The 19,114-nt window shown below is 76.0% G+C and carries 17 protein-coding genes; 8 read left to right on the forward strand and 9 right to left on the reverse strand.

Annotated features, from left to right (window positions below):
• The first annotated feature begins 2 nt into the window (after positions 1-2).
• Positions 3-845: an aldo/keto reductase gene (locus ACFQ8T_RS20125; RefSeq protein WP_430548245.1), complete on the forward strand. Its 843-nt coding sequence runs from the start codon at positions 3-5 to the stop codon at positions 843-845.
• A gap of 124 nt (positions 846-969) precedes the next feature.
• Positions 970-1,398, forward strand: a complete 429-nt coding sequence (locus tag ACFQ8T_RS20130; RefSeq protein WP_429766758.1) for a VOC family protein — start codon at positions 970-972, stop codon at positions 1,396-1,398.
• Here the strand turns inward: ACFQ8T_RS20130 and ACFQ8T_RS20135 are convergent.
• On the reverse strand, positions 1,338-2,159 hold the full coding sequence (locus ACFQ8T_RS20135) for a hypothetical protein (protein WP_430548246.1): 822 nt from the start codon (positions 2,157-2,159) through the stop codon (positions 1,338-1,340). The genes ACFQ8T_RS20130 and ACFQ8T_RS20135 overlap by 61 nt on opposite strands.
• A gap of 116 nt (positions 2,160-2,275) precedes the next feature.
• Here ACFQ8T_RS20135 and ACFQ8T_RS20140 point away from each other — a divergent pair, with 116 nt between their 5' ends.
• Positions 2,276-3,235, forward strand: coding sequence for a zinc-binding dehydrogenase (locus tag ACFQ8T_RS20140; RefSeq protein WP_430548247.1), 960 nt, complete (start codon positions 2,276-2,278; stop codon positions 3,233-3,235).
• Positions 3,236-3,245: 10 nt separating this feature from the next.
• Here ACFQ8T_RS20140 and ACFQ8T_RS20145 read toward each other — a convergent pair whose 3' ends face one another.
• Positions 3,246-4,934 carry a hypothetical protein gene (locus ACFQ8T_RS20145; protein WP_430548248.1) on the reverse strand — a complete coding sequence of 563 codons (1,689 nt, stop codon included), beginning with the start codon at positions 4,932-4,934 and terminating at the stop codon, positions 3,246-3,248.
• Between the two features lie 162 nt (positions 4,935-5,096).
• Positions 5,097-5,414, reverse strand: a complete 318-nt coding sequence (locus tag ACFQ8T_RS20150) for an MTH1187 family thiamine-binding protein (RefSeq protein ID WP_429733876.1) — start codon at positions 5,412-5,414, stop codon at positions 5,097-5,099.
• A gap of 122 nt (positions 5,415-5,536) precedes the next feature.
• Between ACFQ8T_RS20150 and cofD the strand changes: the two genes are divergently transcribed.
• Genes cofD through ACFQ8T_RS20165 form a run of 3 tightly spaced genes read left to right on the forward strand, consistent with a single transcriptional unit; the run spans position 5,537 to position 7,622 of the window.
• Positions 5,537-6,487, forward strand: coding sequence for a 2-phospho-L-lactate transferase (gene cofD, locus ACFQ8T_RS20155; RefSeq protein ID WP_430548249.1), 951 nt, complete (start codon positions 5,537-5,539; stop codon positions 6,485-6,487).
• Positions 6,484-7,242 (forward strand): 2-phospho-L-lactate guanylyltransferase, encoded by a 759-nt coding sequence (gene cofC, locus ACFQ8T_RS20160; protein WP_430548250.1) that lies wholly within the window; start codon positions 6,484-6,486, stop codon positions 7,240-7,242. Before cofD ends, cofC begins: the two co-directional genes overlap by 4 nt.
• 38 nt (positions 7,243-7,280) lie before the next feature.
• Positions 7,281-7,622, forward strand: a complete 342-nt coding sequence (locus ACFQ8T_RS20165) for a cupin domain-containing protein (RefSeq protein ID WP_430548251.1) — start codon at positions 7,281-7,283, stop codon at positions 7,620-7,622.
• Positions 7,623-7,653: 31 nt separating this feature from the next.
• Here ACFQ8T_RS20165 and ACFQ8T_RS20170 read toward each other — a convergent pair whose 3' ends face one another.
• Positions 7,654-8,634 (reverse strand): aldo/keto reductase, encoded by a 981-nt coding sequence (locus tag ACFQ8T_RS20170; protein WP_430548252.1) that lies wholly within the window; start codon positions 8,632-8,634, stop codon positions 7,654-7,656.
• A gap of 104 nt (positions 8,635-8,738) precedes the next feature.
• Here ACFQ8T_RS20170 and ACFQ8T_RS20175 point away from each other — a divergent pair, with 104 nt between their 5' ends.
• Entirely contained in the window at positions 8,739-10,181 is a 1,443-nt protein-coding gene (locus ACFQ8T_RS20175) for a PLP-dependent aminotransferase family protein (protein ID WP_430548253.1), read from the forward strand.
• Positions 10,182-10,187: 6 nt separating this feature from the next.
• On the opposite strand, the gene ACFQ8T_RS20180 is transcribed toward ACFQ8T_RS20175, so the two are convergent.
• From ACFQ8T_RS20180 to ACFQ8T_RS20190, 3 genes are all read right to left on the reverse strand, one after another.
• Entirely contained in the window at positions 10,188-10,793 is a 606-nt protein-coding gene (locus tag ACFQ8T_RS20180) for a nitroreductase family protein (RefSeq protein WP_430548254.1), read from the reverse strand.
• A gap of 104 nt (positions 10,794-10,897) precedes the next feature.
• On the reverse strand, positions 10,898-13,078 hold the full coding sequence (locus ACFQ8T_RS20185) for a YhgE/Pip family protein (RefSeq protein ID WP_430548255.1): 2,181 nt from the start codon (positions 13,076-13,078) through the stop codon (positions 10,898-10,900).
• A complete protein-coding gene (locus ACFQ8T_RS20190; RefSeq protein WP_430548256.1) occupies positions 13,075-14,043 on the reverse strand; it encodes a hypothetical protein in 969 nt (322 codons plus the stop codon). Before ACFQ8T_RS20190 ends, ACFQ8T_RS20185 begins: the two co-directional genes overlap by 4 nt.
• Positions 14,044-14,137: 94 nt before the next feature.
• Here ACFQ8T_RS20190 and ACFQ8T_RS20195 point away from each other — a divergent pair, with 94 nt between their 5' ends.
• Positions 14,138-14,776 (forward strand): TetR family transcriptional regulator, encoded by a 639-nt coding sequence (locus ACFQ8T_RS20195; protein WP_430548257.1) that lies wholly within the window; start codon positions 14,138-14,140, stop codon positions 14,774-14,776.
• 27 nt (positions 14,777-14,803) lie between these two features.
• Here ACFQ8T_RS20195 and ACFQ8T_RS20200 read toward each other — a convergent pair whose 3' ends face one another.
• Positions 14,804-17,839, reverse strand: a complete 3,036-nt coding sequence (locus tag ACFQ8T_RS20200) for an FAD-binding and (Fe-S)-binding domain-containing protein (RefSeq protein ID WP_430548258.1) — start codon at positions 17,837-17,839, stop codon at positions 14,804-14,806.
• 130 nt (positions 17,840-17,969) lie between these two features.
• Positions 17,970-19,025 carry a TetR/AcrR family transcriptional regulator C-terminal domain-containing protein gene (locus ACFQ8T_RS20205; RefSeq protein WP_430548259.1) on the reverse strand — a complete coding sequence of 352 codons (1,056 nt, stop codon included), beginning with the start codon at positions 19,023-19,025 and terminating at the stop codon, positions 17,970-17,972.
• Between the last annotated feature and the right edge of the window lie 89 nt (positions 19,026-19,114).

Below are 19,114 nucleotides of genomic sequence, written 5' to 3' on the forward strand. Positions count from 1 at the left end.
GTATGACCACCACCGTCACGCTGCCCGACGGTCGCGCGGTCCCCGCGCTGGGCCAGGGCACCTGGTTCCTCGGCGAGACGCCGTCCCGCCGCGCCGACGAGCTTGCCGCGCTGCGCACCGGCCTCGACCTGGGCCTCACCCTGATCGACACCGCCGAGATGTACGGCGAGGGTGCGGCGGAGGAGCTGGTGGGCGAGGCCGTCGCCGGGCGCCGCGACGACGTCGTCCTGGTCAGCAAGGTCTACCCGTGGAACGCGGACGCCCGCGGCACCGTCGAGGCGTGCCGGGCCAGCCTGCGCCGCATCGGCACCGACCGGCTCGACCTCTACCTGCTGCACTGGCGCGGCGGGGTGCCGCTGGCGGAGACCGCGGCCGCCCTCGACGCGCTGGTGCAGGCGGGCGACGTGCTCGGCTGGGGCGTCAGCAACCTCGACGTCGACGACCTGCGCGAGCTCGACGGCGTCACCGGCGGGCTGGGCAGCGCGTGCCAGACCGACCAGGTGCTGTACAACCTCTCCCGCCGCGGCCCGGAGCACGACCTGCTGCCCTTCCTCCGGGAGCGCGGCGTCGCGACCATGGCCTACTCGCCGGTGGAGCAGGGACGCATCCTCGGCGACCCCGCGCTGCGGAAGGTCGCCCGGCGGCACGGCGCCACCCCGGCGCAGGTCGCGCTCGCGTGGGTGCTGGCCGGCGAGGGCGTCGTCGCGATCCCGCGGTCCGGGTCCGCGGAGCACGTGCGCGAGAACGCCGCGGCGCGCGACCTGCGCCTCGGCGCCGAGGACCTCGCCGAGCTCGACGCCGCGTTCCCGCCGCCGAGCGGCCCCGTGCCGCTCGACATGCTCTGAGGGGGACCCCGCCGCCGGCCCGCGGCGCCCGCCGCCCGCGCGTGTGTCAGCGGCCGTGCCTAGCGTGGTGACCGGCCGCCGACCCGCGCGGCCAGCCACCCCGCAGCGCTGCTGGAGGCGCCCCATGGTCCGGCTCAACCCCTATCTCAGCTTCAAGAACCAGGCCCGCGAGGCCCTCGAGTTCTACCGGTCGGTGCTCGGCGGCGAGCTCGACGTCAGCACGTTCGGCGGGATGCCGGCCGACTCGGGCATGCCGATCGCGGACTCCGACAAGGACCTCGTCATGCACGGCCAGCTCGAGACGCCGTCCGGCCTCACGCTCATGGCCGCCGACACCGGCTCGATGATGCCGTACGTCGCACCCACGAGCGGCGTGACCGTCGCGCTGACCGGCGGGCCGGAGGACTACGACTACGTCGCGGGCGCGTACGCCAAGCTGGCCGAGGGCGGCAGCGACGCGATGCCGTTCGACAAGGCGCCGTGGGGCGACTTCTACGGCCAGGTGACCGACCGGTACGGCATCACCTGGATGTTCGACGTCGGCGCCCCCTGACGGCGGCGGTCACGCGACGAGCAGGCTCTCCCGCCGGGCGGCGAGCGCCGCGAGCTCGGCCTCGGCGGCCGCGGACCGCTCGGCGAGGCGCTGCCGGACCCGTGGACGGCGCGGGTCGCCGCCGCCACGCGGTCGCGCGCCTCGGCGATCCGGTTCCGCACCGACCAGTCGGTGAAGATGGTGTCGAACCAGACGTCGAGCGTGCGGGTGAGCCCGTCGACGCCGACCCCGCCGACCCCCTGCTCGCCGAGGTCGCCCAGCTCGACGGTGAGGTGCCGCAGCGCTCCGTCCGCCTCGCGCAGCAGGCCCGCGGCGCGGTCCATCGTGTCGTGCTTGACCATGCTCGCGAGCATGCCGCCGTCGAAGAACGTGTCGTAGGTGGACCAGCCGTCGGCGCCGCGCAGCTCGACCTCCGCCGCGGCCAGACCGGCGTCGACGGCGCGCACCTCGCGCTCCGCGGCGTCCCGCCGCGCCTGCGCCGTCGCGGCGACGTACTCCGCGGCCTGCTGCTCGGCGCGCTCGGCGTCGAGGCGCTGCGCGCGGTCGCCGCGCAGCCCCGCCCACACGCGCGCGAGGCTCAGCGACTCCAGCCGCGCGACGTCGGCCGCCTCGTCGGCGAGCGAGGCCCGCGCGTCCGCCAGAGCATCCTCCGCCGCGGCGAGCTCCCGGCCCGCGACCTGACGCCGCGCCGACTGCTGCGCGTGCCCGACGACGGCCGCTCGTGCCGCGGCCAGCTCTTCCTCGACCGCACCGGTAGGCATGGCGGACAACCTAGGGCATCTCCGGCCCCGGCCTCCGGGTCCGTCCTCGCGGGCCGACCATCAGGAGGTCGGGACAGCAGGTCGGGACAGTAGGTTGGGACAGTAGGTTGGGACGCATGCTCGCCGCCACCGTCGCCCGGTTCTCGCCCGACTCCCCCCTCGACGGCCTCGAGGTGGGTGAACGCCCCGAGCCCGAGCCGCGGGAGAACTGGACCACCGTGCGGGTGCGCGCCGCGACGCTCAACCACCACGACCTGTGGTCGCTGCGCGGCGTGGGACTGCGGCCCGAGCAGCTCCCGATGATCCTCGGCACCGACGCCGCGGGCACCGCCGCGGACGGCACGCCGGTGCTCCTGCACGGCGTGATCGGCGCCGACGGGCACGGCGTCGGGCCGACCGAGCGCCGCACGCTGCTGTCGGAGCACTACCCCGGCACGCTGGCGGAGTACGTGGCGGTGCCGATCCACAACCTGGTGCCCCTCCCCGAGGACCTCTCGCTGGAGGAGGCCGCGTGCCTCCCCACGGCCTGGCTCACCGCCTACCGGATGCTGTTCGGCGCGGCCGGTCTCGCCCCCGGCGACCGGGTGCTGGTGCAGGGCGCGGGCGGCGGCGTCGCCTCCGCGGCGATCGTGCTCGGCGCCGCGGCCGGCCTGGAGGTCACGGTGACCTCGCGCTCCGCGGAGCGCCGCGATCGAGCGCTGGAGCTGGGCGCGGCGCACGCCGTCGAGACGGGCGCCCGCGTGCCGGCCCGTGTGGACGCGGTGATCGAGTCCGTCGGCCAGGCCACCTGGGCGCACTCGGTGCGCTCCGTGCGGCCGGGCGGCACGATCGTCGTCTGCGGCGCGACGTCGGGCGACGCCCCGCCCGCCGAGCTGACCCGCGTCTTCTTCAACGAGATCCGGGTGCAGGGCGTGACCATGGGTTCGCGCGACGACCTGGCCGCGCTGACACGGTTCGTCGCGCGCACCGGCGTGCGGCCCGTCATCGACTCCGTCGTGCCGCTCGCGCGGGTCGGCGAGGGGCTGGCGCGCCTCGCGGCCGGCGAGCAGACCGGCAAGATCGTCGTCCTGCCCTGACCTCGCCGCGTCAGGCGAAGCGGTGCCGGAAGGCGTCCATCAGGGTCGGGCCCTCGGCGCCGAGGCGCCAGACGCTCCACCCGTCGGCGGTGGGCGAGCCCGAGGCGGCCGACGCCGCGTGGTCCGGGTGCCAGTAGCGGGAGCCGTCGGCGAGCTGGATGGCGCCGTCCTGGTGCAGCACGGCCTCGAAGTACTGGCGGCGTCGCGGGCGCGACCACACGATCGTCGTCGGGTGCACCAGCGTGCCGGCCAGGGCGACGAGGTCCGGGTCCACCTCGTCGTCGCCCGCGACGGGCGTCGCCCACGACCCGGACGCCGCGAGCGGCTCCGGCGGGGGCGGGACGGGCGACGTCAGCGGGTCGTAGCCGTGGTCGCGCGGCGCGGGCACCCAGCCGGGCTCCAACGGGTCCGACGGCGGCGTGCGCAGGCGTGGCGGCTCGAGCGGCGGCACCTGCAGGCGGGGGAGGTCGTCCTCGACGCCGGACCAGCGCGGCTCCGGCACCGGCAGGTCGAACGCGGGGGCCGCGACCTCCGCGAACGCCTGACCGAAGTCCTGCCGTCCGAAGTCCTGCCGTCCGAAGTCCTGCTGCCCGAAGTCCTGCTGCCCGAGGTCCGACGACGGCACGTCGAGCTCCGGTCGCGACGTGAAGCGGTCCGAGCGCGAGCGGCGGCGCGGGGCGCCGTCGGGGAGCGGCGGCCGCTCGCGGGTGATGTCGAGGTCGTCGTCGAGACCCGGTGCGCGGCTCGGGGCGGGCGCCGGGATCGGCAGGGAGGACGGCGGGGGCGGAGGCACGGGGGCGTGCGGGGCCGGCACGGGCGCGGCCGGCACGGGCAGCGGGCCTCCGGGGAGCGCGGCGTCCGACGGGCCGGCCTCGGCCGACCGCGGGCGCGCGGCCCGGCGGCGGGTCCGAGACGGCGGGGCGGACTCCGCCCTCTCGCGGGGCGCCTGCACCGTGGCGGGATTCTTCCCGCCCAGCGCGAGGCCGACGGCCACGCCCTCGGCGAAGGTCTCGGGGTCGACGCGGGCGGTGCCCCCCGTCGGGCTCGCGGTGTCGTCGCCGGGCGCGGCGACCGTGTCCGTCGGCGCCGCCGGGGCGGGCGCGGACAGGCTCGGGGCCGACGGCGCGGACGCGGGGTGGATCACCAGCGGCGAGACGTCCACGAAGCGGCGCCCGTCCGCGCTGTGCACCACGCCCATCTTCAGCACCTCGACGGGCATGGTGGGCTGGCGCAGGAAGTCGACGGCGTTGAGGATCTCCTCGCTCGCCTCCTGGCAGATGACGATGAGCCGCGCGCTGCTGCGGCCCGGCTGCGACCGGGTGATGGGCACGCTGTCGTAGAACGCCGACACGTCGCGGTGGAAGGCGGCCGGCCCGCCGTGGTACCGCTCGGCCAGGGCGCCGCGCGTCAGCCGGCCGGCGGCTCCGGCATGGTCGAGCGCCCGGGTGAGGGCGGCGCGGTCGAGGTCGGCGACGAGCTCGACGACGACGGGCGAGCCGGTCGCGTCGAGGGCGAGCAGGTGCGGCTCGTCCGGGCCGACGCCGGGACTCACCGGGAAGATCTGCTCGCCGAGCAGACCGTCGATGTGGCTGTCCACCACCCGGTGGGCGGTGGTCCCGACGCCCTGGGCGCTGGCCGTGGGCGACCGGTCGGACTGGACGAGGAGGGGCCTCTGGGCATCGACCTCGAACAGGGGCATTGCACACCACTCCTGGATCGGACCCGGCCCCGGCGGCCGGATTCCGGGGCAAGCCTACGGCCCCCGCAGCGTGGCGTGTACCACAGCGGGCTCCCAGGCGCGCGTCGACGCGCGAAGCCGCCGCGCGGAGGTCCGGCGAGGTGCGGCGAGGTGCCGCCGGGGCTACGCGTGCCCGGTGCCGCCGTCGTCGGCGAGCCGCTCCTCGACGCGCGCGACCTTCGCGTCCAGCTGTCCCGTGTACCCCGGGCGGATGTCCGCCTTGAGCACCAGCGACACGCGGTGCCCGCCCGCGCCGACGGCCTCCGTGGCGCGCTGGATCACCGGCATCACCTCGTCCCAGTCCCCCTCGATCTCGGTGAACATGGCGGTGGTCCTGGTGGGGAGCCCGGACTCGCGGACGATGCGGACGGCGGCGGCGACGGAGTCCGCCACGGACTCGCCCGCGCCGAGCGGGGCGACGGAGAAAGCGAAGACGGCCATGCGCTCATTCTGCGTGCCGGACGGGCGGTTGACACCGTGATCGCGGCCGCGTCGTCGCGATCACCGTGTCGACCGCCCGTCCGGCGCCTCCGGGTGGGCGGCGAGGACCGTAGGCTCGTCGGGTGAGCACACGCGTCACCCTTCTCGCCGGCGGGGTCGGCGGCGCCCGCCTGGCGCACGGCCTCGCCCTCGCCCTGCCCGACGACGGCGCACCGACGCCGGACGGCGGCCTCACCGTCGTCGTGAACGTCGGCGACGACACCGAGCGGCACGGCCTGCTCGTCTCCCCCGACCTCGACACGGTCATGTACACGCTCGCCGGGCTGAACGACGAGACCCGCGGGTGGGGGCTGACCGACGAGACGTACACGACCCTCGACCAGCTCGCCCGGCTCGGCGAGGACACGTGGTTCACGCTGGGCGACCGGGACCTCGCGACGCACGTCGTGCGCACCGCCGCGCTGCGCGAGGGGCAGCCGCTGCACGCGGTGACGGCGCGCCTCGCGGCGTCGTTGGGGGTGCGCGCCCGCCTGCTGCCGGTGACCGACGACCGGCTGCGCACGCTCGTCGACACGCCGTCGGGCCGGGTCGCGTTCCAGGAGTACTTCGTGCGCCGGCAGCATGCCGACGCGGTGCTGGGGATCGAGCTCGACGGCGTCGCCGCAGCCCGGCCCGCGCCCGGGGTGCTCGACGCGATCGCGCGCGCCGACCTGCTCGTCGTCGCGCCGTCCAACCCGTTCCTGTCGGTGGAGCCGGTGCTGGCCGTGCCCGGGGTCCGCGACGCCGTCCTGGCCTCGCCCGCACGGCGCGTGGCCGTGAGCCCGATCGTCGGCGGGCAGGCGATCAAGGGCCCGGCGGCGCAGATCCTCGAGTCGCTGGGGCACGAGGTGTCCGCGCTGGGGGTGGCCCGGCTGTACGCGGACCTGGTCGACGTCATGGTCGTGGACGACGCCGACGCCGACCTCGCCGACCCTGTCCGCGACCTCGGCGTCGAGGTGCTCGTCACCGACACGATCATGGGCGGGGCCGCCGGCCGCGAGCGCCTCGCCCGCGACCTGCTCGCCCTCGGATGAGCGCACCGGACGGCGCCGGCCCCGTCCGCACGGTCGCGCTGGTGCCGCTGCGCGACGGCGTCTCGGGCAAGTCGCGGCTGGCGTCCTCGCTCGACCCGGCCGCGCGACGCCGGCTCGTCGCGGCGCTGGCCCGGCACGTCGTCGCCGTCCTGCTGGCGGCGGACGGGGTCGACCGCGTGCTCGTCGTCACCGCCGACGCGCCGTTCGTCGGCCAGACCCTCGCCCCGCTCCGTCATGGCGGCAGTTCGATCCCGACGCGGCAGCTCGAGCTGCCGCGTCGAGCGGAAACTGCCGCGCCGAGCGTCGAGGTGGTGCCGCAGCCGCCGGACCGGCCTGGGCTGAACGCGGCGCTCGACGTCGGGCGGGAGGCGGCGCTCGAGCGGGGCGCGGAGCGGCTGCTCGTCGCGCACGCCGACCTGCCGCTGCTCACGACCGACGACGTCACGGCCCTGCTCGCCGCGGGCGCGCCGGCTCCCGACGGCGCACGGCGTGGTGACGCCGTCGTCGTCGCCACCGACCGGCACCTGGCGGGGACCAACCTGCTGGTGCTGCCCGCGGCGGCACCGTTCCGGTTCCGTTTCGGCGAGGCGTCGCGGACGGCGCACGTCGCCGAGGCCGAGCGCGCGGGGCTGCGGCCGGTCGTGGTGCGCCGCCCGGGCACCGCCGTCGACCTCGACACGATCGACGACTGGGGCGAGCTGCCCCGCGCCGTCCGCGACCGGCTGCGGCACGGGCTCGACCTGCCGCTCCCCTGACACCGCTCAGTTCCGCGCCCGGGCCCGGTCCATCCGGCATGAGCACCGAGCCGAGAATCGAGCTGATCGAGCAGGCCACGCTGCCGGGCACGGACTTCGAGGGTTACCTGCACGGGTCCACCGTGTCGGTGATGTTCGAGCGGTTCGACCGCGACGGCGTCGGCCCCCGCCTGCACCGCCACCCCTACACGGAGACGTTCATCCTCCGTTCGGGGCGGGCGCTGTTCCGGGTGGGCGACGACGAGGTGGTCGCCGTGGGCGGCCAGATCCTCGTCGCCCCCGCCGGGACGCCGCACAAGTTCACCGTGATCGGCCCCGAGGTGTACGAGGCCCTGCACGTGCACGCCAACGACCGGTTCGTCACCGAGTGGCTGGAGTGACCGCGCAGGCCTCGTCCACCCCGGGGGGCGGTCACACCGCGTCGAGGCGGGCGCGCACGTCGTCGTCGAGGTCGAGCTCGGCGGCGCCGAGGATCTCCTCGAGCTGCGCCAGGCTGCCGGCCCCGACGATCGGGACCACCGGCACCGGGCCGCCCAGCAGCCAGGCGAGCACGACCTGGTTCGGCGTGGCGCCGATCTCGTCCGCGACCTCGCGCAGCACGCGCAGCCGCTCGTGCGTCGTCGGGTGGTCGAAGCCGTCCCACAGCGGCTTGTCGTCGCGCACCAGCGCCCCCTGCATGAGCGGGGAGTAGGCGACGACGGCGAGCGGGCTGCCCGCCTCGGACGACGCACGGGCGTAGTCGAGCAGCTCGTACGACGCCCAGTTGTGCCGCCCGACGTCGGGCCGCGGGTAGGGGTAGGTGAGCTGCTGCTGCACCAGGCCGTAGGGGGCGACGCCCTGGCGTCGGGCCTCCTCGCGCGCCTCGACGACGCGGTGCAGCGCGACGTTGGAGATGCCGGTGATCCCGACGAGGCCCTCGGCCTGGAGCTTGCCGAACGCGCCGACGGTCTCGGCGAGCGGGGTGTCGTAGTCGTCGACGTGGCCGTAGTAGGCGTCGAGGTGGTCGACGCCGAGGTGCCGCAGGCTCTCGCGCGCCTCCCACGCGATCGTCTCGGCGCCGAGGCCTTGGTAGTTGGTCGGCGGCACGTGCTGCAGCGGCAGGTTCGGGTCCTTCTTGGCGGCGCCCACCTTGGTGGCGATCCGCAGCTCGTCGCGGTTCCCCCGGTCGGCCAGCCAGCGGCCGAGGACGTCCTCGCTGTCGCGGCCGTGGCCGCCGCCCCAGCCGTTGTAGTTGTTGGCGGTGTCGAGGAACGTGCCGCCGGCTTCGACGAAACGGTCGAGGATCGCGAACGACGTCTCCTCGTCGGTCCGGGTGCCGAACCACATGGTGCCGAGGCAGAGCGTGCTGACGTCGAAGGACGTCGTGCCGTCGCCGATGGTGCGGTAGCGCATGGGTGCTCCTGTCAGGGGTGCGGGTCGTGCGGGCCGGCGGACCTCCCGCCGGCCGACACCCACGAACCTACGAACCGATCGGCCCGGGTGTACCGTCCAATTCCATGGCAGCAACCCAGACCAATCCGGTGCTGGCATGGGACACCGTGCTCGACCTCGGGGACGACGACGCCCCGCTCGTCGCGCGCCTCGAGCGCGCCGTGCGGGACGCCGTGCACGCGGGCCGGGTGCCTGGCGGGGCGGCGCTGCCACCGTCGCGCGCCCTCGCGGACACGCTCGGGGTGTCGCGGTGGGTCGTGACGGAGGTCTACGGCCAGCTCGTCGCGGAGGGGTTCTGCGAGGCCCGCGTCGGGTCCGGCACGCGGATCGCGGCCGGCGCGGCCGCGCACGCCACGCCGAAGCACCCGACGGGGCACCCGGTGCCGTCCGCCGCCCCCGCGCGCCGCGCGCGACTCGACCTCGCGCCCGGCGTCCCCGACCTGCGGCACGTGCCCCGGGCGGCCTGGCTGCGGGCGCTGCGCGACGCCCTCGCCGACACCCCCGACGCCGACCTCGGAGCCCCGCACCCCGCCGGCCACCCGGCGGCCCGCGCCGCCGTCGTCGAGTACCTGGCGCGTGCCCGCTCCACCTGCACCGGGCCCGACGACGTCCTGGTGACGCACGGCGCCACCGACGGCATGACCCGCCTCGCCCGCGCGCTGCGCTCGGCCGGGCACCGCGCCGTCCTGGTCGAGGACCCGAGCTGGGGGCGGCTGCGCGACGTCGCACGCGACGCCGGCCTGGTCCCCGTGCCGGTGCCCGTCGACGGCCGCGGGGTGGACGTGGCCGCGCTCATCGCGGCCGCCGCGCGCACCGGCGCCCGCGCCGCGCTGGTCGCGCCGGCGCACCAGTTCCCCACCGGCGTGGCCCTCGCGCCGGAGCGGCGCGACGCGCTCGTGTCGTGGGCGCGCGCCGTCGACGGCCTGGTCGTCGAGGACGACTACGACGCCGAGTTCCGCTACGACCGCCGACCCGTCGCCGCGCTGCAGGGTCACGACCCGGGTCGGGTCGCCCTCCTCGGGTCGCTCAGCAAGACGGTCTCCCCCGCGTTCGGGCTCGGCTGGCTGGTGCTGCCGCCGCGCTGGCGGGAGCGGCTGGGCGCCGACGCGGGCGGTCCCGCGCCGTCGACCCTCGACCAGCTCGCGCTCGCCCGGTTCCTCACGGACGGCGGCTACGAACGCCACCTGCGGGCCGCGCGCGGCCGGTTCCGCCGCCGCCGGGCGGCCCTGCTCGCCGCGCTCGACACGGCGCTGCCCGGCCTGGCCGTGAGCGGCCTCGCGGCCGGTCTGCACGTCGTGCTCGGGCTGCCCGACGGCGTGCCCGCCGCCGCGGTCGTCCGCGCCGCCGCCGCGCGCGACGTCGGCGTCACCGACCTGCGCCGCTACCGCGTCTCGGCCGCGGCCCCCGGCGCCGAGGCGCTCGTCGTCGGGTACGGCAACCTCGCCGACGCGCGGGTCGACGAGGCCGTCACGGCGCTCGCCGCGGCGGTGCGCTCCGTGGGCGGCTGACGGGCGTCACCACCGCCCCCGGTGCACGACGTCCTCCAGCGGCTTGCGACGGCGGCGCGTCGAGGAGCCCTTGGCCCCGCCGTCGGCGGGGTGCCCGACGGCGACCACCCCGGTCTGGACCCACCCGTCGGGGATGCCGAACGCCTCCCGGAACGCCGGCATCTCGCCCGCGCCGACGCCGAAGAAGCACGCGCCGAGGCCCTCGTCGACCGCCGTCTGCAGCATGAGCAGCGACGCCATCCCGGCGTCGACGTGCCAGTACGGCACCGGCCAGCGCGCCTCGTCGCGGTCGGTCCAGCCCTTGTCCGCCTCGGCGTAGCGGCCGAGGTAGGCGTCCTTCGAGCACAGCGCGACGACGAGCACCGGGGCGGTGCGCATGCCCGCGAGCCACGTCGACATGTCGCGCTCGGAGTCCGCCGGGGTCGCGGCCGTCCAGAACCGCTCGCGGTCCGCCGGCTCCGTCAGGACGAGGAACGACCACCCCTGCGAGAACCCCGCGCTGGGTGCGCGCACGGCGTTGCGCACCAGCCGGTCCACCGTCTCGGGCGGCACGGGCTCGTCCGTGAACCGCCGCACCATCCGCCGTCTGCGCACCACGTCCTGGAACTCCACGGACCCATCCTGCCCCTTGCCGAACAGGCGGTTGACACCGTCATCGCGTGCTCGGGGTCGCGATCACGGTGTCAACCGCCTGTTCGGCAGGATCAGGACGAGCGCTACAGGACGAGCTCGGGCTGCAGCTTGGTCACGGTCCACACGCGCTGCTTGCGGGCGGCGAGGGTCGTCAGGGCCAGCGCGACGACGAGGACGCCGAGCAGCACGGTGACGTCGCGCGTGACGGTGGCGAGGTTGCCGCCGTAGAGCAGCTGGCGCAGGCCCTCGACGGCGTAGGTCATCGGCATGAACTGGTGCATCGCCTTGAGCGGCTGCGGGATCGTCTGCCAGGGGAACGTGCCGCCCGCGGTGACCAGCTGCACCAGCATCAGCACCAGCCCCAGGAACTGGCCGGCCGCGCCCAGCCAGACGTTGAGCGCCTGGAGGACCGCCACGAACGTGCCCGACACCAGCACGAGGAACAGCGCCGTGAACAGCCCGTAGGACGGTTGGATGTCCAGCGCGAACTTCGTCACGGCGAACATCGCCGCCACCTGCACGACGCCGATCGCGGCCGGGGTGGCCCAGCCGCCCAGCGCCGTCGCGAGCCCCGACCGGCCCGCCGCGAGCGCCCGGGTGGACAGCGGCCGCACCAGCAGGAACAGCACGTACGCGCCGATCCACGTGGCCAGCGACAGGAAGAACGGCGCGAGGCCCGCGCCGTACGTGCCTGCCGACGACAGGGCGTCGTTGCGCACCTCCAGCGGGTTGCCGATCGTCGACGCCGTGTCCTCGCGCGTCTGGTCGTCCAGGTCGGGGATCTGGCCCAGGCCCTCGGCGAGCCCGTCGCGCAGCTCGGCGATCCCGCTCTTCAGCTCCCCGGAGCCGTCCGCGAGCCTCGTCGTGCCCGAGGCCAGCTCCGCGGCCCCGTCGGACACCTGGCCGGTGCCGTCCGCGAGCCGGTGCACGCCGTCGACGAGCGCGGGCGTGGCGGCGGCGAGCTGGCCCGTGCCGTCGGCGAGCCGGTCGGCGCCGTCCGCCGCCGACGCGATGCCGGCGGTGAGCTGCGGCGTCGCGCCCGCCAGGGTGGCGGCGCCGTCGGCCACCCGCCGGGAGCCGTCCGCGAGCTGGTCGAGCTTCTCGGACGCGCCCTCGACCGTCGTCACGGCCGACCGCACGTCCTTCCGCTGCGCGTCGAGGGCGCCGTCGACGTCGGCGCGCGTGGCGTCGAGGCGGTCGAGCGCCTGCGTGCGCAGGTCGGCGCACTGCGCGGCGAGGTCGGCGGCGTCGTCCGGCACCTGCGCGCACAGGTCGGCGAGCTGCTGGTCGAGGTCCGCGCGCCCCTGGTCGAGGGCGTCCGCCGCGTCGGAGCGCGCGCCGTCGAGGGTCGGCAGCACCTGCCCGGCCGCCTCGGCGGCCTCCTGCCCGTACTGCGCCACCTGGGCGTTGCCGTCGGCCACCTGGGCGGCGCCGTCGGCGAGCTTCTGGGTCTGGGCCGGCAGGTCGGCCGTCCTGTCCTGCAGTGTCCCGAGGCCGGTCGCGAGCTGTCCCGCGCCGTCGTCGAGCTGCCCGACGGCAGACGCCAGCGTGCCGACCTTGCCGTCCAGGGTGGCGGCGCCGGCCGCTGCCTGCGCCGCGCCGTCGGCGAGCGTGTGCGCGCCGTCGTCCGCGTCCGCGAGGCCGTCGTCGAGCGACGTGGCGCCCGTGAGCAGCTGCTTCGCGCCGTCCACCGCGTCCGCGAGGTTGGTGTGGATGGACGCGAAGCCGCGCAGGAACGTGTCGGCCGCCTCCGTGCCGACCTCCTCCGCGATCGAGTCGCGCACCTTGCCCACGATCGTGTCCGAGATGGTGCCCGCGAGGTAGTTGTTCGCGTCGTTCGTGATGAGCGTGAGGCTGGCCTGCTGCGGCTCGAACTCCCCGGCCGACGCGAGGTCGGAGGAGAACGTCGGCCCGATGATCAGGGCCGCGTCGTACCGGCCGGAGCGGACCCCCGCCTCGGCGTCCGCCTGGGACGTCTCGACCCAGCCGAACCCACCGTCGTCGAGCAGCTGGTCCGCCACGTCGCGACCGAAGTCGCGCTCGGTCGTCTCGCCGGTCTCGGCGTCCTTGGTCGTGGTGCCCTCGTCCTGCACGACGACGGCGGCCGGGACCTGCTCGAGCTGCCCGTACGGGTCGTGGTTGGCGAACAGGTACAGCCCCGCGTACAGCGTGGGGATGAGCGCCATCGCGAGGATGGCGAGCTTCGGCAGGCGCCCGGCGGCGAGCCGCCTGAGCTCCGAGAGAGCGAGCCGGACCGCGGTCATCGGGCCTCCTCCTGCGGGTCGTCGGCCGGTGTCGCGGCCATGCTGTCGTGGATCGGGGTGTCGTCGATCGGGGAGTCGTCGATCGGGGTGTCGTCGGGGGCCGCGGCGTCGAGCGGGTCGTCGAGCTCCTCCTCCGCGCGGGCGTCGGGGTCGGGGGACAGCTCCAGCTCGTCCTCGACCTCGGGCTCGACGGCGGGGCCGCCCTCGGCGGCGGCCTCGGCCTGCGGCTCGGGCTCGGCGACCGGCTCGGCGACCGGCCCGGCGGCGGGGAGGACGGCGGTCGCGCCGGGCTCCTCCACGGGCGCGCCGGGGGTCTCGCGCCGCACGACCTGCGGCGGCTCGTGCAGGGTGGCGCCGCGCGCGGGCGGCAGGTCGACGCCCAGGTCGCGGGCGGACGACCGCGTGCACTGCACGAGCACGCCGAGCCCGGACGCGGCGAGCGTGCGCGCCGTCTCCCACCAGCCGGACGGCTCGCCGCCGTGCCGGTCGGGCAGGGTCAGCACGACGAACCGGACGTCCGGGTTCTCGGCCGCCAGCGCCGCGAGGACGGCGGTGCGCACGACGCCCGGCAGCTGGTCCACCCGACGCCCGCGGTCCTCGGTGAGGGCGCGCTCCTCGAGCCACCGCGCCACGTCGCGCGGCAGCGACCGGCGCCCGGCGAGGGCCAGGCCCTCGGCGACGACGTCGGCGAGGGACAGGGCGTCGTCGGGCTCGCTGATGCCGGGCACGTCGACGACGGCGGTGCGCGCGCGCAGCGCGGGCGACGGCACGACGGCGCCGTCGAGGTGCACCGTGCCGGACGACGGGACGAACCGCCCGGTCGCGACGAGGGCGAGGGCGGTGTGGCCGTGCCCCGGCTCGCCCGCGACGAGCAGGCACTCCCCCGTCGACCAGGCGAGGTCCGTGGCCTCCAGCATCGGGTCGCGACGCCCCTCGACCCGCACCCCGCTCAGCGTGATCTGCACCCTGCTCCCCGTCCCCCGACACACTGTTGACTTGCGATCAACAACTCTACGACCGGTGTTGACTGGCGGTCAATAACGCCGTACAACTGTGCCCATGCCCTCCGCCACCCCGCGCCCCCGCACGCGCCACGAGCCGTCGGACCGGCGTCGCCAGCTCCTCGAGGCGGCCGTCGCCGAGGCGGAGGCCGCGGGGCTGGACGCGCTGACGCCGGCGACGGCGGCCGCCCGCGCGGGGGCGTCGAAGGCGCTCGTCTTCCACTACTTCGGATCCACGACGGCGCTGCGCCGCACGGTCGCCCTCGAGGCGGTGTCCGACCTGGAGCAGACGCTGCTGGCACCCGACGATCGTCCCCTCGCCGACCGCCCGGCGCACGCGATGTCGCTGTTCCTGGGCTCGGTCACCTCGCACCGGCGCGTCTGGGAGGACATCTGGCGCGGTGCTCTCGCGGGCGACGACGCCACCGAGGACGCCCTGCAGCGCGTGCGGACCGCGCTCGTGGCGCGCATGACGACGACGGCCGGCGTCATCGGCTTCACGCCCAGCAACCGGCTGCAGCTCCTGGCCGGCGGGTGGGTGGCGCTGGTCGAGAACGTCACCGCCGCCTGGCTGGGCGGCAGCGGCATCCCGCGCGGCGAGCTCGAGCGGCTGCTGCTCGAGTCGCTCGTCGTCCTCGTCCCGGAGCTCCCCGAGCCCGCGCGCTCCGGCGTCCTCGCCCTCGTCCGCCGCCCCTGATCGTCGTGGGCAGGCCGGGGCCGCGGGTCAGAGGCGCTCGGCGATGACCTCCACGAGCGCCTTGCCCTGGGTGCCCTCGAGCTGCACGGCCTGGGTGCGGCAGGAGAAGCCGTCGGCCACGTACTCGGTGCCCGGCGCGGCCTCGCGCAGCGCCGGCAGCAGCGCGTTCTCCGCCACGGCGACGGACACGTCGTAGTGGCCCTTCTGCATGCCGAAGTTGCCGGCGAGGCCGCAGCAGCCGGCCAGGACCTTGATGTCGGCGCCCGCGGCGCGCAGCAGCGCCTCGTCGGCGTCGAAGCCCATCACGGAGTGCTGGTGGCAGTGCGGCTGCACCACGGCGGTGAGGTCGGACAGGTCGGGCATCTCCCAGCCCGACCCGGCCGCCGGCGAGGTCTCCGGCGACGTGAGCAGCTCCGCCAGGGTGCGGGTCGCGTCCGCGACGGCCTGGGCGCGCGGGTCGTCGGGGAAGAGGTCCAGCAGGTCCGAGCGCAGCACCGCGGTGCACGACGGCTCCAGACCGAGGATCGGGATGCCGTTGACGGCGTACGGCCCGAGGACGGACAGCAGCTGCGACAGCCTGCGCCGGGCGCCGTCGAGCTGGCCGGTCGAGATCCAGGTGAGCCCGCAGCACGCCTGCTGGTCGGGCACGACGACGTCGTACCCCGCCGCGGTGAGCACCTTCACCGCGGCCTGCGGGACGGACGGCGCGAGGGCGTCGCTGAACGAGTCCGCCCAGAGCACGACCTTCGGGCGCGCTCCCGTGGGGCGGTCGTGCGGCGTCTGGCCGGCCCCCAGGCCGGGCACGCCGTGCGATGCCCAGCCGCGCTTCCACCAGGTGCGGAACGGGATCTCCGCGAACTGCGGCACCTGCCGCCGCGTGTCCATGCCGCCCGCCCACAGCACCGCCTTGGCGATCCACGGCACGCCCAGCACCTTGTTGACGAACCGCGGCATCCCGCCGGCCAGGCGCGCCCAGCGGGGCAGCCAGCCGAGGGCGTAGTGGTCCACGGGGCGCAGCTTCCCCTTGTACGTACGGTGCAGCACCTCGGACTTGTACTGGGCCATGTCGACGCCCGCCGGGCAGTCGGACGAGCACGCCTTGCAGCTCAGGCAGAGGTCGAGCGACTCACGCACCTCGGGCGCCGTGAGGCCGCCCACGAGGGTGCCGTTGACGGCCTCCTGCAGCACGCGCGCCCGCCCGCGGGTGACGTCCTTCTCGTCCTTCGTCGCCTGGTAGCTGGGGCACATGAACCCGCCGGAGGCATGGTTGTCGGCGCGGCACTTGCCCACGCCGACGCAGCGGTGCACGGCGGTCGTGAGGTCGTGGTGGTCGTGCGCGAACGAGAACCCGGTGTGGCCGGCCTTCTTCGCGATGCCGTGCAGCGGGCCCGAGCCCGCCATCCCCCGCTCCCCCACCGGCAGCGTCGAGAGCACGGCCTTCGCCGCGGGGCGGCGCAGGTCGGCGTCGACGGCCGCCGGACGCACGACGACGCCCGGGTTGAGCAGGTCGTCCGGGTCGAACAGCGCCTTGAACCGCTCCATGAGCCGGATCGCCTCGGGCGTGTACATCAGCGGCAGCAGCTCGGAGCGGGCGCGGCCGTCGCCGTGCTCCCCCGACAGCGAGCCGCCGTGGTACGCCACCAGCCGCGCGGCGTCGGTCATGAACGTGCGCAGCACGGAGCCCGACGTCTCCATCGGGATGTCGATGCGCAGGTGCACGCAGCCGTCGCCGAAGTGCCCGTAGGGCAGGCCGTCGACGCCGTAGCGCGCCATGAGGTCCTCGAGGTCGCGCAGGTACGCGCCCAGGCGCTCGGGCGGGACCGCGGAGTCCTCCCAGCCCGGCCACGCCTGCTCCCCCGCGGGCGTGCGGCCCGCCAGCCCCGCGCCGTCGGCGCGGATCTGCCACATCTTGGTGGCGTCCGGCCCGGCGGGCAGCACCAGCGACGACAGGGCGGACGACGACGTCACGATCGCCTCGGCCCGCGCGCTCGCCTCGTCCTGGCTCGCGCCCCCGACCTCGATCATCAGCCAGCCCGCGCCCTCGGGCAGGGCCGGCACGGACGCCTCGCCCTTGGCCTTGCGCACGACGTCGACCAGGCGCGCGTCGAGGCCCTCGATCGCGAGCGGCTTGTGGCCGAGCAGGTGCGGGACGTCGTCGGCCGCCGCGGGCATGTCCGGGTAGCCGAGCACGACGAGCGTCGGCGCGGTCGGCACGGGCACCATCCGCAGCGTGGCGCCCAGCACCGTGACCAGCGTGCCCTCGGTGCCCACCAGCGCCTTGGCGAGGTCGGAGCCGTTCTCCGGCAGCAGGTGCTCCAGCGAGTACCCGGACACCTGGCGCCCGAACCGGCCGAACTGGGTGCGGATCAGCGCGAGGTTCTCCCGCACGAGCTCCGCCAGGCCCGGCACGGCGGCGAACGTCGCGTCGCCGCGGCCCGCGGTGAAGCGCCGGCCGCGCCCGTCGACGACGTCGAGCTCCACCACGTTGTCGGCGGTACGGCCGTAGGCCACGGCGTGCGGGCCGCACGCGTTGTTGCCGATCATCCCGCCGAGCGTCGCGCGGTTCTGCGTGGACGGGTCCGGGCCGAAGCGCAGGCCGTGGGCGGCGCCCGCGCGCTGCAGGGTCGACATCACGGTGCCGGGCTCGACGACGGCCGTCCCCGCCTCCGGGTCGACGGAGACCACCTGGTTCAGGTGCCGGGAGAAGTCGAGCACCGCGCCCGTGCCGACCGCGTTGCCGGCCACCGACGTGCCGGCGCCGCGCGCCGTCACCGGGATCTTCAGCTCGCGCAGCACCTCCAGGCCGCGGACCACGTCGCGCGAGCTGCGCGGGAAGGCGACGACGTCGGGCACGACGCGGTAGTTCGAGGCGTCGGTGGAGTACTCCGCGCGCCGCCGGGAGGAGGAGTCGACGTCGCCCGCGATCACCGTCCGCAGCGCGGAGACGACGGCCGCGCGGGCCTCGTCGGCCGCGCGCCTGGCCGCGCTCTCCGCCTCGTCACGGGTGGGCGCGACGTCCGCGCCGCCGTCCGGGGTCGGGGCGTTCCGGGTCTGGGCTGGCACGCGCCGATTCTGCCATCGGAGCCCGCGGGGTGCCGACGCGTCCACGCCGCCGCCGCCCCGCCCGCCCCGTCGGACGGGCGATCCGTCGCCGGAAGGGGTCGTTCCCCGCGATGGATCGACCGCGCGGAGATCAGCCGCGGTCGGCCTTCTCCTGCGCCGCCCGCACGGCCTCCGCCTCCGCCTTGCGGGCCTCGCGCAGCGCCTTCTCCCGATCGCGCACCTTCTTCTGCTCCTCGCGGAGCCGGCGCTCGACGTCCTTGCGCCTGCCCGCCGCCTTCTTGACCTTGGGGTCGGAGGCGTAGCGCTGCGCGACGGCGAGCGCCTCGGCCACGCCCTCCTCCTGCGGGACGGTGCCGGGCGACGTCTCCGCGGCGGACGCGCCGGCCGCCTCGCGCGCGGCGACGTAGGCCGCGACGCCGTCGAGCGTGCGCTCGAGCCCCCACCCGACGTCCTCCTCGTCGTCGAAGGTGCTCGTCCCGTACGCGGCGTAGGTGCCGCGCTCGACGATGGGGCGCAGGTACGGGAACCGGACCTCGTCGACGAGAGCGCGCAGCGTGTCCGCGAGCTCCGGGCCCACGGACGCCGCCGTGTCGGTGCCCGCGGTGTTCGCCTGCGCCAGGTCGCGGTCGAGCAGCGCCGCGTTCCGCGTGTAGCCGTTGAGCAGCAGGATCGTCGCGATCTTCTCCCCGTCGTCGAGCGGGGTGGAGCGCAGGGCGCGCAGCCCCGCGTCGAGGGCACGCAGGCTGGCGGGCGTGACCGGGGCGCCCGTGACCGGGACGTCGAGCACCCACGAGTGGCGGCGGAACAGCTCGAACGTGAACAGGGCCCACTCGCGCAGCTCGGACCGCCAGTCCGCCGGGTCGTGCGGCGGCGGGAACTCGAGGTCGAGCACCACCTCCTGCATGAGCAGCAGCAGGTCGTCCTTGCTGGTGACGTACCGGTACAGCGACATCGTGGTGAAGCCGAGGCTCTTGGCGACGCGCGCCATGGAGACGCCGGCGAGGCCCTCGGCGTCCGCGATCTCGACGGCGGCCTCGACGATGCGCTCGATGCTCAGCTCGCGGCGGGGCACGCGCTCCGGCCGCTCGGCCACGCCCCAGGCCAGCGCGAGGCGCGGCGGGAGGTCCGGCAGCTCCGCGCCCGGCAGGGCCGACTCGGGCAGGTCCGTCTCCGGCGTGTCCGTCATGCGCTCATCATCCCCGACCTGGTCGATCGGTCCAGCGTCGTCGTGGGTGGGCTCGTGGCCCCGTTCCGCGTCGGAACGGTGCCACGAGC

The sequence above is a fragment of the Isoptericola sp. NPDC056618 genome (genome assembly GCF_042792715.1).
Taxonomy (GTDB): domain Bacteria; phylum Actinomycetota; class Actinomycetes; order Actinomycetales; family Cellulomonadaceae; genus Isoptericola; species Isoptericola nanjingensis.

Bases quoted from the DNA above. Each gene is read 5' to 3' on its own strand.
- ACFQ8T_RS20125 (WP_430548245.1), top strand. From the start codon at position 3: ATGACCACCACCGTCACGCTGCCCGACGGTCGCGCGGTCCCCGCGCTG.
- ACFQ8T_RS20130 (WP_429766758.1), top strand. From the start codon at position 970: ATGGTCCGGCTCAACCCCTATCTCAGCTTCAAGAACCAGGCCCGCGAG.
- ACFQ8T_RS20135 (WP_430548246.1), bottom strand. From the start codon at position 2,159: ATGCCTACCGGTGCGGTCGAGGAAGAGCTGGCCGCGGCACGAGCGGCC.
- ACFQ8T_RS20140 (WP_430548247.1), top strand. From the start codon at position 2,276: ATGCTCGCCGCCACCGTCGCCCGGTTCTCGCCCGACTCCCCCCTCGAC.
- ACFQ8T_RS20145 (WP_430548248.1), bottom strand. From the start codon at position 4,934: ATGCCCCTGTTCGAGGTCGATGCCCAGAGGCCCCTCCTCGTCCAGTCC.
- ACFQ8T_RS20150 (WP_429733876.1), bottom strand. From the start codon at position 5,414: ATGGCCGTCTTCGCTTTCTCCGTCGCCCCGCTCGGCGCGGGCGAGTCC.
- cofC (WP_430548250.1), top strand. From the start codon at position 6,484: ATGAGCGCACCGGACGGCGCCGGCCCCGTCCGCACGGTCGCGCTGGTG.
- ACFQ8T_RS20165 (WP_430548251.1), top strand. From the start codon at position 7,281: ATGAGCACCGAGCCGAGAATCGAGCTGATCGAGCAGGCCACGCTGCCG.
- ACFQ8T_RS20170 (WP_430548252.1), bottom strand. From the start codon at position 8,634: ATGCGCTACCGCACCATCGGCGACGGCACGACGTCCTTCGACGTCAGC.
- ACFQ8T_RS20175 (WP_430548253.1), top strand. From the start codon at position 8,739: ATGGCAGCAACCCAGACCAATCCGGTGCTGGCATGGGACACCGTGCTC.
- ACFQ8T_RS20185 (WP_430548255.1), bottom strand. From the start codon at position 13,078: ATGACCGCGGTCCGGCTCGCTCTCTCGGAGCTCAGGCGGCTCGCCGCC.
- ACFQ8T_RS20195 (WP_430548257.1), top strand. From the start codon at position 14,138: ATGCCCTCCGCCACCCCGCGCCCCCGCACGCGCCACGAGCCGTCGGAC.
- ACFQ8T_RS20205 (WP_430548259.1), bottom strand. From the start codon at position 19,025: ATGACGGACACGCCGGAGACGGACCTGCCCGAGTCGGCCCTGCCGGGC.